General features: G+C 72.6%; 11 protein-coding genes. 9 read left to right on the top strand and 2 right to left on the bottom strand.

Features of this window, described 5'->3' with window-relative positions; translation table 11 throughout:
• The first annotated feature begins 52 nt into the window (after positions 1-52).
• From AB8O64_RS15175 to AB8O64_RS15165, 3 genes are all read left to right on the top strand, one after another.
• Entirely contained in the window at positions 53-1576 is a 1524-nt protein-coding gene (locus tag AB8O64_RS15175; RefSeq protein ID WP_370419650.1) for a flavin-containing monooxygenase, read from the top strand.
• On the top strand, positions 1573-2454 hold the full coding sequence (locus AB8O64_RS15170) for an SDR family oxidoreductase (protein ID WP_370419649.1): 882 nt from the start codon (positions 1573-1575) through the stop codon (positions 2452-2454). Before AB8O64_RS15175 ends, AB8O64_RS15170 begins: the two co-directional genes overlap by 4 nt.
• Positions 2455-2570: 116 nt before the next feature.
• Positions 2571-2759, top strand: coding sequence for a hypothetical protein (locus AB8O64_RS15165; protein WP_370419648.1), 189 nt, complete (start codon positions 2571-2573; stop codon positions 2757-2759).
• 190 nt (positions 2760-2949) lie between these two features.
• On the opposite strand, the gene AB8O64_RS15160 is transcribed toward AB8O64_RS15165, so the two are convergent.
• Positions 2950-6294 carry a S41 family peptidase gene (locus tag AB8O64_RS15160; protein ID WP_370419647.1) on the bottom strand — a complete coding sequence of 1115 codons (3345 nt, stop codon included), beginning with the start codon at positions 6292-6294 and terminating at the stop codon, positions 2950-2952.
• A gap of 85 nt (positions 6295-6379) precedes the next feature.
• Here AB8O64_RS15160 and AB8O64_RS15155 point away from each other — a divergent pair, with 85 nt between their 5' ends.
• The 3 genes from AB8O64_RS15155 to AB8O64_RS15145 all read left to right on the top strand — a co-directional run bounded on the left by AB8O64_RS15155 (position 6380) and on the right by AB8O64_RS15145 (position 10826).
• Complete coding sequence (locus tag AB8O64_RS15155; RefSeq protein WP_370419646.1) at positions 6380-6979, top strand: TetR/AcrR family transcriptional regulator; 600 nt, start codon at positions 6380-6382, stop codon at positions 6977-6979.
• Between the two features lie 100 nt (positions 6980-7079).
• On the top strand, positions 7080-9308 hold the full coding sequence (locus AB8O64_RS15150; RefSeq protein ID WP_370419645.1) for an MMPL family transporter: 2229 nt from the start codon (positions 7080-7082) through the stop codon (positions 9306-9308).
• A 321-nt stretch (positions 9309-9629) separates the two neighbouring features.
• On the top strand, positions 9630-10826 hold the full coding sequence (locus tag AB8O64_RS15145) for a MarP family serine protease (protein ID WP_370419644.1): 1197 nt from the start codon (positions 9630-9632) through the stop codon (positions 10824-10826).
• Positions 10827-10964: 138 nt separating this feature from the next.
• On the opposite strand, the gene AB8O64_RS15140 is transcribed toward AB8O64_RS15145, so the two are convergent.
• Entirely contained in the window at positions 10965-13004 is a 2040-nt protein-coding gene (locus AB8O64_RS15140) for a DHA2 family efflux MFS transporter permease subunit (protein WP_370419643.1), read from the bottom strand.
• Between the two features lie 303 nt (positions 13005-13307).
• Here AB8O64_RS15140 and AB8O64_RS15135 point away from each other — a divergent pair, with 303 nt between their 5' ends.
• The 3 genes from AB8O64_RS15135 to AB8O64_RS15125 are packed head-to-tail and all read left to right on the top strand — an operon-like array spanning position 13308 to position 15962.
• Complete coding sequence (locus AB8O64_RS15135; protein WP_370419642.1) at positions 13308-14423, top strand: energy-coupling factor ABC transporter permease; 1116 nt, start codon at positions 13308-13310, stop codon at positions 14421-14423.
• Position 14424: 1 nt separating this feature from the next.
• Positions 14425-15192, top strand: coding sequence for a cobalt ECF transporter T component CbiQ (gene cbiQ, locus AB8O64_RS15130; RefSeq protein WP_370419641.1), 768 nt, complete (start codon positions 14425-14427; stop codon positions 15190-15192).
• Positions 15189-15962, top strand: a complete 774-nt coding sequence (locus AB8O64_RS15125; RefSeq protein WP_370419640.1) for an energy-coupling factor ABC transporter ATP-binding protein — start codon at positions 15189-15191, stop codon at positions 15960-15962. Before cbiQ ends, AB8O64_RS15125 begins: the two co-directional genes overlap by 4 nt.
• Positions 15963-16073: the final 111 nt, after the last annotated feature.

Here is a 16073-nt window from a genome sequence, read left to right as displayed (position 1 = left end):
CCCACCATGCCAGTGACTGCTGGCATGGTCGAGTCGATCCGGAGGCGGCGGCATGGTCGGCGGCAAGGGTGAGCACGTACGGGTGGCGGTGATCGGGTCCGGCTTCGGCGGGCTGGGGGCGGCCGTGCGGCTGCGCCGCGAGGGCATCACCGATTTCGTGGTCCTGGAGCGGGCCGGCGCCGTCGGCGGGACCTGGCGGGACAACACCTATCCGGGCTGCGCCTGCGATGTGCCCTCCCATCTCTACTCCTTCTCCTTCGCCCCCAACCCCGACTGGCCGCGCGCCTTCTCCGGCCAGCCGCACATCCGCGCCTATCTGGAGCGGGTCGCCGACATCTTCGGCCTCCGGCCGCATCTGCGGTTCGACGCCGAGGTGCGGTCCCTGCGCTGGGACGCCGACGAGCTGCGCTGGGAGATCGACAGCGCCGCCGGGCCCCTCACCGCCGATGTCGTCGTCTCCGCGGCCGGCCCGCTGTGCGACCCGAAGATCCCGGACGTCCCCGGCCTCGGCACCTTCCCCGGCAAGGTCTTCCACTCCTCCCGCTGGGACCACGACTACGACCTGCGCGGCAAGCGCGTCGCGGTGATCGGCACCGGCGCCTCCGCCGCCCAGATCGTGCCGGCCGTCCAGCCCGACGTGGAGCGCCTCACCCTCTTCCAGCGCACACCCCCGTGGGTGCTGCCGCGCTTCGACCGGCGGATCACCGCCGTCGAGCGCCGGCTGCACGCCCGTGTCCCCGCCACCCGGGCCATCCGGCGCGGACTGCTGTGGGGCGTACGGGAGTTGCAGGTCAGCGCCTTCACCAAGCGGACCGAGGCGCTCGGCCTCGTGGAGAGCCTGGCCAGGGCCCATCTGCGCAGAGCCGTCAAGGACCCGGCGCTGCGGGCCCGGCTCACCCCCGACTACCGCCTCGGCTGCAAGCGCGTCCTGCTCTCCAGCGACTACTACCCGGCCCTCGCGCGGCCCAATGTGGACGTCGTGGCATCGGGGCTGGCCGAGGTGCGCGGCTCCACGCTCGTCGCCGCCGACGGCACGGAGACCGAGGCCGACGCCATCGTCTTCGGCACCGGATTCCACGTCACCGACATGCCGATCGCCGAGCGGGTGACCGGTGCGGACGGCATCACGCTCGCCGAGTCGTGGAAGGACGGTATGAAGGCCCTGCGCGGCACCAGCGCCGCAGGGTTCCCGAACTTCCTCACCCTCATCGGGCCCAACACCGGCCTCGGGAACAACTCGCTGATCCTCATCATCGAGGCGCAGTTGAACTACCTGGCCGACTATCTGCGGCAGCTCGACACCCTCGGCGGCCGGGCCGCGCTCGACGCCCGTCCCTCGGCCGTCAACGCCTGGGACCGGATGGTCCGGGCCCGCATGGAACGCACGGTCTGGAGCTCCGGCGGCTGCGACAGCTGGTACCTGGACGCGCAGGGCCGGAACACCACGCTCTGGCCCGGCACCACCGCCGAGTTCCGCAAGGTCACCCGTCGGGTGGACCTCGCCGAGTACCAGCTCCTGCGGTTGCCACGCCGGGCGCGCGTCGCCGCGCCCGTCGCGGCCGAGGCCGGCCGATGAGCCGCCGGGTCGGTCTCGAGGGGCAGGTCGTCGTCGTCACCGGCGCGGCCCGGGGCGTCGGCGAGCTGCTCGCCCGCAAGCTCTCCGCGCGCGGCGCGAAGCTGGCCCTCGTCGGCCTGGAACCGGAGGAACTGCGGCGCGTCGCCGAGTCGTTGTACGAGGACGCGGCGCACTGGCACGCCGACGTCACCGACCACGAGGCGATGGTCCGCGTCGCCCGCGAGGTCAAATCCCGCTTCGGCAAGGTCGACATCGTCGTCGCCAACGCGGGTGTCGCCGCCGGCGGCCCCTTCGCCGACTCCGACGTCGACGACTGGCGCCGGGTCGTCGAGGTCAATCTGATCGGCAGTGCCGTCACCGGCCGCGCCTTCCTGCCCGTACTGGCCGAGAGCCGGGGCTATCTGCTCCAGATCGCCTCGCTCGCCGCCATCACCCCGGCGCCGATGATGAGCGCCTACTGCGCCTCGAAGTCGGGCGTCGAGGCGTACGCGCACTGTCTGCGCGCCGAGGTCGGCCACAAGGGCGTACGGGTCGGGGTCGGCTATCTGAGCTGGACCGATACCGACATGGTGCGCGGCGCCGACCAGCACGAGGTGATGCGGGAGCTGCGGCAGCGGCTGCCCTGGCCCGCGAACCGCACCTACCCGCTGGGCCCCGCCGTCGACCGGCTCGTCGCCGGCATCGAGCGGCGCTCGGCGCACGTCTACGCGCAAGGGTGGCTGCGCGGCCTCCAGGCCGTTCGTGGCTATCTCCCCGGCCTCCTCGCGGTCGGCGGACAGCGCGAGATGCGGCGCTTCGAGCCGCGGCTGGCCGGGATGCGCGGCGGGCTGGTGGGGGCCGGGGGAGCCGCCGACGAGAAGTCCCGCGCGGGACGGTAGAGCGGGCTGATAGCGGAGGGTAATCGTACGATGTGCGCGCTGTGATGGTGCGTGCCACGCTGAATCGGGGCCGCTCGACGGCCCCGGACACTCACCCTCACTAGGAGTGAATCAGCATGGGCATCAAGGACGAGATGCAGGAGAAGGCCCAGAAGGCCAAGCAGAAGATGCAGGACAAGCAGAGCGACGCCTCCCAGCGCGGCCAGAGCGAGCAGGACCGCCTGCGCCAGCGTGCCGACGAGGCACGGCAGCAGGGTCAGCGCAGCTTCGACGACATCCAGGACGAGATGGACGACCGTCGGTAAGAGGCAAGAGCCGGTAAGGGGCGCATCCCACGGGGGTGCGCCCCTTACTCATGCCAATGCCCTCAGCGAGCAGCGCGGCGCAGCTTCGGTCTGCCGACGGCGGGTCGTCTTGCCGCCTGCGGCGGCGGGCGCCCTGCGGGCGCGTCCTCAAACGCCGGACGGGCTGTTTTCCGGCGAGCAGCGCGGCGGATCAGCGCGGCGGCAGCTTCGGCCGGCGCAGGTCCGGGACCGCCGAGTAGTCCGGCGGCTTCGTGCAGCCGTGCCGTTCCAGCAGGTCCAGGGCCACCCGCACCGCGTCGTCCAGCTGCTTGTGGCGGCCCTCCGCCCAGTCGAGCGGTGTGCGGTCCACCTCGATGTCGGGTTCGACCCCGTGGTTCTCCACGTCCCAGCCGTACGCGTCGAACCACGCCGCGTTCATCGGCACGGTGATCGCGCTGCCGTCACCGAGCCGGTGCCGGCCGGTCATCCCGACCACACCGCCCCAGGTGCGCAGGCCCACCACCGGGCCGATGCCCTGGAGCTTGAACGCGGCGGTGATCATGTCGCCGTCGGAGGACGTCATCTCGTCGGCGATCGCCACGACCGGGCCGCGCGGGGCGTTGCTCGCGTAACTCACCGGCTGGGCGCCGCGCGTCAGGTCCCAGCCGACGATCGTGCGGGTCAGCTTCTCCACGACCAGCTCGCTGATGTTGCCGCCCGCGTTGCCCCGGACGTCCACGATCAGCGCCTGGCGGGACATCTCCATCCGCAGGTCCCGGTTGAACTGCGCCCACCCGGAGCCGCCCATGTCGGGGATGTGCAGATAGCCGCACTTGCCGCCGCTCAACTCCCGGACGACGGCGCGGCGCTTGGTCACCCAGTCCTGGTAGCGCAGCGGCCGCTCGTCGATCAGCGGCACGACGGCCACCCGGCGGGCGGGCGGGGGCGTGGCGTCGTCCGCTCCCTCCTCCGGTGGCGGGGGCCGGAACGTCAGCTCCACCGTGGTGCCGCCCGCCGCCGCCAGCAGCGGGTACGGGCCGGTGACCGGGTCCACCGGGCGCCCGTCGACGTGGGTGAGCGCCGAGCCCTCGCGGATGCCCGACCCGGCCAGTGGTGAACGGGCCTTGGAGTCCGAGGACTCGCCGGGCAGGATGCGCCGCACGGTCCAGGAGCCGTCCTTCTGGTGCGTGAGATTGGCCCCCAGGAGGCCGATCGCGCGCTGGTAGTGCGGCGGGCCCTCGTTGCGGCGGGCCGCCGCGACGTACGCGTGCGAGGTGCCCAGCTCGCCGAGGACCTCGCGCAGCAGGTCCGCGAACTCGTCGGGGGAGGCGACCCGCTCGACCAGCGGCCGGTACTGAGCCAGCACCCCGTCCCAGTCGATGCCGCACATGTCCGGCTCCCAGAAGTAGGCGCGGACGATCCGGCCCGCCTCCTCGTAGGCCTGCCGCCACTCCGCCGCCGGGTCGACGTCGTGCAGGACGCGCCGCATGTCGATGTAGACGGTCGAGTCGGAGTCGCCGATGTCCGTCGCGGGAACGGCCCGCAGCTCGCCCTCGTCGTTGACGACCAGCCGGGTGCCGTCGCCGCTGACCGCGAACCAGTCGATGGAGCTGGTCAGTTCGGTGCGCTTGGCCTTGCCCAGGTCGAAGTGTTCCAGCGTCGGGCGGCCCGAGGTGTCGGCCGGGTTGGCGAAGGTCTCGCCGAGGGCGCCGGAGATCGGCCAGCGCAGCCACACCAGACCGCCGCCGCTGACCGGGTGCAGCGCCGAGTACTTGGAGGCGGCCACCGGGAACTGCGTCACCCGGCTCTCCAGCCCCTCCACCTCCACGATCACCGAGCCGTCACCGCCGCCGTCGTCCGCGTCGAGACCGCCCGCCGCCGGCCGGCCCTCCGCCGACAGCGCGAACGGCGAGGGCGTCGCCGACGACAGCGGCACCAGATAGGGGCGGCAGCCCAGCGGGAACGACAGATCGCCGGTGTGCACGTCGTAGACCGGGTCGAAGCCGCGCCAGGAGAGGAAGGCGAGATAGCGGCCGTCGCGCGTGAACACCGGCTGTTCGTCCTCGAACCGGCCGTTGGTGACGTCCACGACCAGCCGGTCCGACAGCCGCGCGATCTTGATCTGCCGCAGGGAGCGGCCGATGCCGGGGTGCGACCACGTCAGCCACGCCGAGTCGGGCGAGAAGGCGAGGTCGCGCACGGGCCCGTTGGTGGACCGGATCAGCTCGGACACCTCGCCGTCCCCGTCGGGTGAGGTGTCCACGAGCAGTAGCCGCCCGTCGTGCGCGGCGACCGCCAGCAGCTCGCCGTCCGGCGAGCCGAGCGTCTCGTGCACCCGGCCGATCCGGCCCGCCGCCAGCCGGCGCGGCTCGGCCGGCCCGGTCGCGCGCGGCAGTTGCGCGACCTCGATGGCGTCCTCGCCCTCCGCGTCCGTCACATAGGCGACCTGCCCGGTCGAGCCCAGCATCTCCGGCAGCCTGACCCGTACGCCCGGGGTGTCGGCGATGGTGCGGGCCGGGCCGTCGCGGTGGGTGAGCCAGTACAGGCTGCCGCGTACATTGACCGCGCTGGCCCGGCCCGTCGCGTCCACGGCCAGCGCGTCCACGTGCGAGGCGGCCTGCACCTGGTACGTACGCCGCCCGGCCCGCGGCCCGCCGAGCCGGACGTCCAGCTTCCGCGGGGTGGCCGCCGGGCCCAGGTCGTCCACCAGCCACACGTCCCCCGCGCACTGGTAGACGACCCGCGAGCCGTCGGTGGAGGCGTGCCGGGCGTAGAAGTCCGCGTGGTCGGTGTGCCGGCGCAGCTCGGAGCCGTCGGGCAGACAGGAGTACAGATTGCCGACGCCCTCGTGGTCGGAGAGGAAGGCGATCCGGCCGCTGACGAACATCGCCGAGTCCAGATGGCCGTTCAGGTCCGGCACCAACCGCTGCCCGTGCAGCCACAACCGGCCCGTCGCCCCGCCGCGGTAGCGCTTCCAGGAGGCCGGCTCGTGCGGCGGCTTCCCCGTGAGCAGCAGGGTGCGGTGCTCCCCGTCGAGCTCGCCCACCGCGATGTCGGACAGCGGGCCCCACGGCAGCCGCAGGCCGGGGCTGCCGTCGGTGGGCAGCCGGTAGGCCCAGGAGAAGTACGAGAACGGCTGGCCGTGCGAGGAGACGGCGAGGATGTCATGGCCGCCGTTGCGGTCGGAGGGTGCCCAGCCGCAGACCCGGGTGTCACTGCTGCCCCAGTAGGTGAGCCGGCGGGCCGGGCCGCCGTCCACCGGCGCGAGATGGATCTCGGGGTCCAGGCTGCGCCAGCTCGTGAACGCGATGTGCCGCCCGTCGGGCGAGAAGCGCGGATGCCCCAGCCGCGTCCGGTCCACGGTCAGCCGCCAGGCCCGCCCGGTGTCACCGCCCGCCCCCTCGGGAGCCAGCGGAGCCACCCAGAGATCGTCCTCGGCGACGAAGCAGAGCAGATCGCCGTGGAGGTGGGGGAACCGCAGATACGCATCGCTCACCCGACCATCGTTTCGGGCCCCGCACCCCGCGGCAACTCGGTCCGTGACGTAGAACACCATCGAAACGAACCCGTTTCGCTCGCCCGCGGCGTACGCTTCTGGTGTACGAAACCGTTTCGTTCCATGCTTGAAGGGAGGCGCGGCAATGCCGACGGAATCACCCAAGCCACCGGCGCGGCGCACCCGGCTGACGTCCGAGCGAGCGGGAGAGCTGTACGACGCCGTCCTCGATCTGTTGCGCGAGGTCGGCTACGACGCCCTGACCATGGACGCCGTGGCGGCCCGTACGCGCTCCAGCAAGGCCACCCTCTACCGCCAGTGGAAGGGCAAGCCGGAGCTGGTCGCGAGCGCCCTGCGGCACGGCAAACCCGTGCAGCTGGGGGAGATCGACACCGGCAGTGTGCGTGGTGACCTCCAGGCCATGGTGTGCAGTGCCGACAAGGCCCAGATGGAGAAGGACACCGCCCTCATGCGGGGGCTCGGCCATGCCGTCCACACCAACCCGGACCTGCTCCGGGCGCTGCGCGAACTGCTGGTCGAGCCCGAGATCGAAGCACTGAAGGCGATGCTGCAACGCGCGATCGACCGGGGTGAGGTCGCCCCGGACGTCCCCGCACTGCGCTATGTCCCGCACATGCTGCTCGGGGCCTTCATCGCCCAGCCGCTGATCGAGGACCGGCCGGTGGACGCGGAGTTCCTCACCGCGTACGTGGACGCCGTGATCGTCCCCGCACTCGGCCTCTAGTACCCCCACCCCCACCGACCACCTGACGCGCCGCTCTCGTCGTCGGGCCGGCACCCCACGCCCTGTTCCGTTTCTCGACCCGACGGGAGCACAACTCCTCGTGGCCACGTTCCTTTACAGACTGGGCCGTCTCGCCTTCAGGCGACGCCGGCTCGTCGCCCTCATCTGGGTGGCGCTGCTGGCGGTCGCCGGCGTCGGCGCCGCCACCGCACCCAGCCCCGGCAGCACCAGCTTCTCCATCCCGGGCACCGAGGCGCAGCGCGCCTTCGACCTGCTGGAGAAGCGCTTCCCGGGCCAGAGCGCGGACGGCGCCGCCGCCCGTGTCGTCTTCAAGGCCCCCGACGGCCAGAAGATCACCGACCCGAAGAACAAGGCCGTGGTCGAGAAGGCCGTCGGCGAGCTGACGGGCCCGCAGGTGGCCATGACGGCCAACCCCTTCCAGGCGCAGGCCGTCAGCAAGGACGCCACCACGGCCTATGTGTCGGTCACCTACAAGGTCGACGCCAACAGCCTCACCGACGACTCGCTCGACACCCTCAAGGGCGCCGCGACGCACGGGCGGGACGCCGGGCTGACCGTGGAGACCGGCGGCAGCGCCCTCCAGGCGATACCCGAGGCCGGCGGGACCTCCGAGATCATCGGCATCGCCGTCTCGGCCGTCGTGCTGGTCATCACCTTCGGCTCGCTGATCGCCGCCGGCATGCCGCTGCTCACCGCGATCATCGGCGTCGGCATCGGGGTGTCCTCGATCGCCGCCCTGGCCTCCGCGCTGGACCTCGGCTCCACCACCTCGACGCTCGCCACGATGATCGGCCTCGCGGTCGGCATCGACTACGCGCTGTTCATCGTCTCCCGCTACCGCGCCGAGCTGGCCGAGGGCCGCGAGCGCGAGGAAGCCGCGGGACGGGCGGTCGGCACCGCCGGTTCGGCCGTCGTCTTCGCCGGTCTGACGGTCGTCATCGCCCTGGCCGGACTCGCCGTCGTCAACATCCCGATGCTGACGAAGATGGGCCTGGCCGCCGCCGGCACGGTCGCCATCGCCGTCCTCATCGCGCTCACCCTCATCCCCGCGCTGCTGGGCTTCGCGGGCCGCAAGGTGCTCTCCCGCAAGGACCGCAAGGCCGAGCCGGGCGCGGCGAAGGACGAGGACAAGCCCAACATGGGCACCCGCTGGGCGCGCTTCGTGCTGCGCAGGCCGGCCCTGGTGCTGGTGGCCGGTGTGCTCGGGCTCGGCGCCGTCGCCGTCCCCGCCGCCTCGCTGGAACTGGGCCTGCCCGACGACGGGGCGCAGTCGACCTCCACCACCCAGCGCAAGGCCTACGACCTGCTCTCCGAGGGCTTCGGCCCCGGGTTCAACGGCCCGCTGATGGTCGTCGTCGACGGCTCCGGCGCCGACAACCCCAAGGCCGCCGCGCAGGCCGTCGCCAAGACGGTGGCGGGCCTGGACAACGTCGCCGCCGTCGCCCCGGTCACCCCGGCGAGCTTCAACAAGGCCGGTGACACGGCCATCGTGACGGTCATCCCGAAGTCGAAGCCGAGCAGCAAGCAGACCGAGGACCTGGTCCACGCGATCCGCGACAAGGGCGCGGCCACCGCCGCGGACGCCGACGCGCGAGTGCTGGTGACCGGTCAGACGGCGATGAACATCGACGTCTCGCAGAAGCTGAACGACGCGCTGCTGCCCTACCTCGGGCTCGTCGTCGGCCTCGCCTTCCTGCTGCTGATGGTCGTCTTCCGCTCGCTGCTCGTGCCGCTCAAGGCCGCGCTCGGCTTCCTGCTGTCCGTGGTCGCCGCGCTCGGCGCGGTCGTCGCGGTCTTCCAGTGGGGCTGGCTCGGCGGTCTGTTCGGCGTCGAGGAGACCGGGCCGATCATGAGCATGATGCCGATCTTCATGGTGGGTGTCGTGTTCGGGCTCGCGATGGACTACGAGGTCTTCCTCGTCACCCGGATGCGCGAGGCCTTCGTGCACGGGGAGCGGCCCGGCCAGGCGATCGTGACCGGCTTCCGGCACGGTGCCCGGGTCGTCAGCGCCGCCGCCGTGATCATGATCAGTGTCTTCGCGGGCTTCATCGGCTCCTCGGAGTCGATGGTCAAGATGATCGGCTTCGGTCTGGCCATCGCGGTCTTCTTCGACGCGTTCGTCGTCCGCATGGCCATCGTGCCCGCCGTCCTCGCGCTGCTCGGCAAGTCCGCCTGGTGGCTGCCCGGCTGGCTCGGCCGGATCCTGCCGAACGTGGACGTCGAGGGCGAGGGGCTGCAGAAGCAGCTCGGCGCCGAGGCGGGCGCGGACTCCGGCCCCGACGCGAAGCGGGAGCCCGTCAGCGTCTGACCCGTGACGTCCGGGGCCGCCCGTTCCACAGGAGCGGGCGGCCCCGGCGACCGCGCCGACCCCGTGGGGACGGGGGCCGCGCGCGGGCCGCCCGGCGGCGGCCTCCTGAGACCGAGGAGGCCGCCGCCGGGCCTTTTCGTGCCCGGACCCGACCGCCGCTGCCGTTCATCGTTTTCGTTCGCCCCATCGGGTCCACTCACCGGAGCCGGCATGTGGCGTACGCCACGAAAGGGAACCGTTGGTCCTTCTACGGGCGTTTTCCCCAGTCCATACCTGTGGGCGCGATCGGGGGGCCGCGCGAGACGGAAAGGGCACCCCGCGTTGAACCTGCTCGATCTGCTTCTGTTGCTGGTCGTCGTCGGTTATGCCGTCTCCGGCTACCGGCGGGGCCTCGTCGCGAGCGTCGTACTGCTCGCCGGGTTCCTCGGCGGGGCGGTGCTCGGGGTCTGGGCGCTGCCGTACGCCCTGGAGCCCTTCGATGCCGGGACCTCGGCCGCGGCCGTCGTCGCCGTCCTGGTCGTCCTGCTCCTCGCCGCCGCCGGGCACGCCCTGGCCGGGCGGCTCGCCTGGCGGCTGCGGCGCCGGCTGACCTGGGCGCCCGTGCGCGGCGTCGACGGCATCGGCGGCGCGGCCGTCAACTCGCTGGCGGTGCTGCTCGTCGGCTGGGTGGCCGCGAGCGTGCTCGCCTCGGCGAACTCCGTGCTGCTGACCAAGGAGATAAGGGAATCCACGCTGCTCGGCGCGGTGCAGAAGTCGATGCCCGAGCAGGCGCCCACGTGGTTCAGCCGCACCACGGACGCGCTGGCCGGCGCGGGGTTCCCGCAGGTCTTCAACCCCTTCGAGAACGAGCCCGCGACCAGCGTCGCCAAGCCGTCCGGTGACGCGGTCACCGCGTCGGCGACCCGGGCGGCGCGCGACAGCGTCGTCAAGGTCGAGGGCGTCGCCGACGTCAGCGACGGGCGACGCGGCCAGGAGGGCAGCGGCTTCGTCTACGCCGCGCACCACGTGATGACCAACGCGCACGTCGTGGCCGGGGTGAGCGACCCGACCGTGCGGGTGGGCGGGGTCGGACGGGCGTACCGGGCGAAGGTCGTCCACTTCGATCCGAAGACCGATGTGGCCGTCCTCGACGTGCCCGGCCTGGACGCGCCCGCGCTGGCCTTCGACAAGGGCGCGGGGCGCGGTGACCCGGCGGTCGTCGCGGGCTTCCCCGAGAACGGCGGCCTGGACCTGCGGGCGGCGACCGTCGCCAACGAGGTCCGCGCCAAGGGCCAGGACATCTACGGCGACGGCGTCACCACCCGCACGGTCTACTCCGTCCGCTCCACGATCCGCCCCGGCAACTCCGGCGGCCCGCTGCTGACCCCCGCCGGCAAGGTCTACGGCGTCGTCTTCGCCCGCTCCACATCGAACTCCGAGACGGGCTACGTCCTGACCGCCGGTCAGGTCTCCACGGCAGCGGCCCGCGCGGCCACGGCCACGATGCCCGTGTCCACGGGGAGCCGGGCGGCGCTTTAGCCCTGCGGGCGCCCTGCGGGCGCGTCCTCAATCGCCGGACGGGCTGGTTATGGCTGAGCTCAGCCGAATCAAGCCCGTCCGGCGATTGAGGACACCGCCGCGCAGCGGTGGTGCGTCCCCGGCAGGAGGCCTGCCTCGCTACACCGCCAGGTGTTCCCGTTTCTCCTCGTCCTCCTCCAGCAGCCGTTCCGCCATGTTGTTCAGCGCGCGGTCCAGGCGGGCGCGGTCGTCGGGGTCGGTGACGTCCCAGTCCTCCAGGCGGGTGTCGAGCCAGTGGCGCCAGGCCGCGCTCAGGCGTTCTATCTCCGCCTCGCCCGCCGGGGTCAGCGACAGGCGGTCGCCGTCCACCCGGGCGTAACCCGCCTCGGCCGTGCGGGCGAAGACCGGTTCCAGGACCTCCGGCGGCATCCGGTGGGCGGCGGCCACCGCGCTGAGGGACGCGCCGCCCAGGATGCGGTGGCGCCAGTGGATCTGGCCCAGCGTCCACGCGTCGGCGGGGGCGAGCGGGCTGCCGGACTCCGCGAGGATCTCCCGGCTGACCGGACGGCCCCTGGCGTGGCTCATGACGCTCGCCACCGCGCGTTCCAGCTGCTGGTCCGCCTCCGCCGAGGACGGCGCCGCGAAGGCCTCGCCCATGTCGGACGCCCCGGCCCGGGCGCTGTCGCGCAGCGGCACCTCCTTGAGGAACCACGCCACCAGGAAGCCGACCAGCGCGACCGGCACGACCCACAGGAAGACGTAGTTGATCGTCTCCGCGTAGGCGTCGATGACGGGCCGCGCCTGTTCCGGCGAGAGCCGGGCGAGGTCCTGCGGGCTCTGCACCGCAGACGGCGGCACCCCGGGGGTGCGGATGAGCGCGTCCTCCAGATTGGGCCGGAGCTGCTTGGTGTAGAGCGTGCCGAAGATGGCCGTGCCGAAGGCGCTGCCGAGCGTGCGGAAGAACGTCACACCCGAGGTCGCCGTGCCCAGTTCGTGGTACGGCACCGTGTTCTGCACGGCGATCGTCAGCACCTGCATGGCCAGCCCGATGCCGGCGCCGAGCACGAACATGTGGAGCGACTCCAGCCAGGAGCCCGTCGTCGCGCCCATCGTCGACATCAGATACAGCCCGAGGGCCATCACGGCCATGCCGACGATGGGGAACACGCGATAACGGCCGGTGCGGCTGATGGCGATGCCGGACAGCAGGGAGGCGCCCAGCAGCCCCGCGACCATCGGCAGTGCCCGTACGCCCGACATGGTGGCCGACACCCCGTCCACGTACTGGAGATACGTCGGCAGATACGTGAGCGCCCCGAGCATCGCGAAGCCCACGATGAAGCTGAGCACCGAGCAAATGGTGAAGACGGGGTTGCGGAAGAGATGCATGGGCAGCATCGGTTCCTTCGCCCGCCGCTCCACCAGGACGAACGCGACGAGCAGCGCGATCGAGGCCAGGAAGAGACCGATGATGACGGGCGAGCCCCACGCGTATTCGTTGCCGCCCCACTCCAGGCCGAGGACCAGGCCGGAGGCGCCGAGTGCCACCAGGGCGATGCCCGCGTAGTCGATGACCGGCCGTACCGCCGAGCGGACGACGGGGATCGTCCGGGCCGCCATGATCACCATGACGATCGCCACCGGCACATTGACGTAGAAGCACCAGCGCCACGTGGCCTGGTCGGTGAAGATCCCGCCGAGGGTCGGGCCGACGACCGTGGTCACCCCGAAGACCGCGCCGAGCGCGCCCTGGTACTTGCCGCGTTCGCGCAGCGGGATGACGTCCGCGATCAGCGCCATGGCGGTGACCATCAGCCCGCCGCCGCCGACGCCCTGGAGGGCGCGGGCGGCGATCAGCATGGGCATGGAGCCGGCGGCGCCGGCGAAGACCGAACCAGCCGTGAAGACCACCGCACTCAGCTGGAAGACGATCTTCCGCCCGAAGAGGTCGCCGAACTTGCCGACCAGCACCGTCGAGACCGTCTCCGCCAGCAGATAGGCGGTCACCACCCACGCCATGTGCCCGCCGCCGCCCAGATCCGCCACGATCGTCGGCAGCGCGGTGGAGACGATGGTCTGGTCGAGAGCGGCGAGCAGCATGCCGAGCACGATCGTGACGAAGACGAGATTCGTCCGGCGGCGGCTGAGCGCGGGCGGGGCCGCGGGGACCTCCGCCGCTGATGCGGTGGCCGTGGTCATGTGACGTACCTCCCGACCTCAGCATTTGGGGAGATGTCCGCTCTCGCCACCTTTGCTGCTGCGGGGGAGGGCCCGGCCGGGCGAGGGGCGTGCAGAAGCGGTGTGCACGCTCTTGCGAGGTATTCGCAGAGGGCCCCTATCATCGGACGACTTCAGCGTGGTTCACGGCTGAACGAACCGGGCCCGAACGGGCGTACCGGGCCGCCCGCCCGCGCTGCCCGGTGACCCGACAGCCCCGTTGACCCGAACGCACGACCGAGCCCCGACGATCCGAACGCACGAACCAGCAGAGCGGAGCCCCGCATGCACGTACCCGACGGATTCATCGACGCCCCCGTGTCCCTGGCGACCGGCGCCGTCGCCGCCGCGGCCGTCGCGGTCAGCCTGCGCGGCGCCCGGCGCGAACTCGGCGGCGCCGCCCCGGCCGACGGCCTCGGCGGGGAGCGCACCGCGCCGCTCGCCGGACTGGTCGCGGCCTTCGTCTTCGCCGTCCAGATGCTCAACTTCCCCGTCGCGGCGGGCACCAGCGGCCATCTGCTGGGCGGCGCGCTCGCCGCGATCCTCGTCGGCCCGTTCACGGGAGTGCTCTGCATATCCGTGGTCCTGCTGATGCAGGCCGTCCTCTTCGCGGACGGCGGCCTCACCGCCCTCGGCGTCAACATCACCGACATGGCGGTCGTCACGACGCTCGTCGCGTACGGGCTGTTCCGGCTGCTGCTGGCGGTGCTGCCCCGCCGGCGCTCCTCCGTCACCGCCGCCTCCTTCGTGGCCGCGCTCGTGTCCGTACCGGCCGCGGCCGTCGCGTTCACCCTGCTCTACGCCCTCGGCGGCACCACCGACGTGCCGATCGGCAAGGTCTTCACCGCGATGACCGGCGTGCACGTCCTGATCGGTATCGGCGAGGCGGTGATCACCGCGCTGACGGTCGGCGCCGTCCTCGCCGTACGCCCCGACCTCGTGTACGGCGCCCGGGGGCTCACCGCGCCGCTCCAACTGCGCACCTCCCCGCTGCGATCCGGGACCGACGCCGCCCCGGCCCCCGACGCCGCCCCGGTGCCCGCGCCCGCCAAGCCCGCCCGCTCCACGCGCCGCTTCGCGCTCGCCGGTCTGCTCACCGCCCTCGCCCTCGCCGGCGTCGGCAGCTACTACGCCTCGGCCAGCCCCGACGGCCTGGAGAAGGTCGCCCACGACAAGGGCATCGACAGCAAGACCGAGGAGCACGCCGCCAAGGACTCCCCGCTCGCCGACTACCAGGTCGCCGACATCACCGACGGCCGGATCTCCGGCGGCCTCGCCGGCGTCATCGGCGTCGGCGCGACCCTCCTCGTGGGCACCGGCGTCACCTGGGTCGTGGTGCGCCGCCGTCGCGACCGGGCCGCGGCCGCCGCGACCGGGACCGCCGCGAGCGAGACCGTCTGACATGGGCGCCGGCCACACCCATCACCAGCTCTACGTGCGGGGGCACTCGCCCGTGCACCGGCTGCCCCCGCACTGCAAGATCTCGGCCGTCCTCTGCTTCGTCCTGGTCGTCGTCGTGACCCCCCGCGAGGCCCTGTGGGCCTTCGCGGCGTACGCGGCCCTGCTCGCCGCGGTCGCCGCGACGGCCCGGGTGCGCCCGGGGTTCCTGCTCCGGCGGCTGCTGATCGAGGTGCCGTTCGTGGCCTTCGCCGTGCTCATGCCCTTCGTGGCCGAGGGCGAGCAGGTCCGGGTGCTGGGCCTCTCGCTCAGCGAGCCCGGCCTGTGGGGCGCCTGGAACATCCTCGCCAAGGGCACGCTCGGCGTCGCCGCCTCCGTGCTGCTCGCCGCCACGACCGAGCTGCGCGATCTGCTGCTCGGCCTCCAGCGGCTGCGGCTGCCCCCGCTGCTCGTCCAGATCGCGTCCTTCATGATCCGCTACGGGGACGTCATCACCGACGAGATGCGGCGCATGCGCGTCGCCCGCGAATCCCGCGGCTTCACCGCGCGCGGCGTACGCCACTGGGGGGTGCTCGCCAAGACCGCGGGGGCGCTGTTCATCCGCTCCTACGAGCGGGGCGAGCGCGTCCATCTGGCGATGCTCAGCCGTGGCTACACCGGCACCATGCCCGTGATCGACGACGTGCGGGCGACACGGGCCCAGTGGACGTACGCCGCCGCGCTGCCGCTGGCCGCGCTCGCGGTCTGCCTGACCGGACGGACCCTGACATGACCCCTTCCTCTGTGCCCACCCCGCCCTCCCTGGAGGTCTCCGGCCTCGCCTTCGCCTACCCCGACGGGCACCAGGCCCTCTTCGGCGTCGACCTCACGGTCGGACGGGGAGAGCGCGTCGCCCTCCTCGGGCCCAACGGCGCCGGCAAGACCACCCTCGTCCTGCACCTCAACGGCATCCTCGGCGGCGGCGCGGGCAGCGTGCGCGTGGCCGGGCTGCCGGTGGACCGGGGGCACCTCGCCGAGATCCGCCGTCGGGTGGGCATCGTCTTCCAGGACCCTGACGACCAGCTCTTCATGCCGACCGTGCGCGAGGACGTCGCCTTCGGCCCCGCGGCGGCCGGGCTGCGCGGCGCCGGGCTGCACGCGCGCGTGCACGAGGCGCTGTCCCGGGTCGGCATGGAGGCCTTCGCCGACCGGCCCCCGCACCACCTCTCCTTCGGGCAGCGGCGGCGGGTGGCGGTGGCGACCGTCCTCGCCATGGAGCCCGAGATCCTCGTCCTGGACGAGCCCTCCTCCAACCTCGACCCGGCCTCCCGCCGGGAACTCGCCGACATCCTGCGCTCCCTCGACGTCACCGTCCTGATGGTCACCCACGACCTGCCGTACGCCCTGGAGCTGTGCCCCCGCGCGGTGGTGCTCAGCGACGGCGTCATCACGGCGGACGGGACCACGCAGGAGCTGCTCTGCGACGAGGAGCTGATGCGGGCCCACCGGCTGGAGCTGCCGTTCGGCTTCGACCCCCGGTCGGTGGTGGTCCCGGGCGGGTGAGCCGTCAATCAGGATCAGCCGGACATGACGTTTCAGGGCCCCCGGCCCCAGCGCATGGACGACCGCGTTGCACCATGGTGGAGGGATTTGTAGCGATCGGCACAGTAGGAG

The sequence above is a fragment of the Streptomyces sp. QH1-20 genome, assembly GCF_041283565.1.
Classification (GTDB): Bacteria; Actinomycetota; Actinomycetes; order Streptomycetales; family Streptomycetaceae; genus Streptomyces; species Streptomyces syringius.
Note: the sequence above shows the minus strand (reverse complement) of the source record. Positions and strands in the feature narration are given on the sequence as shown.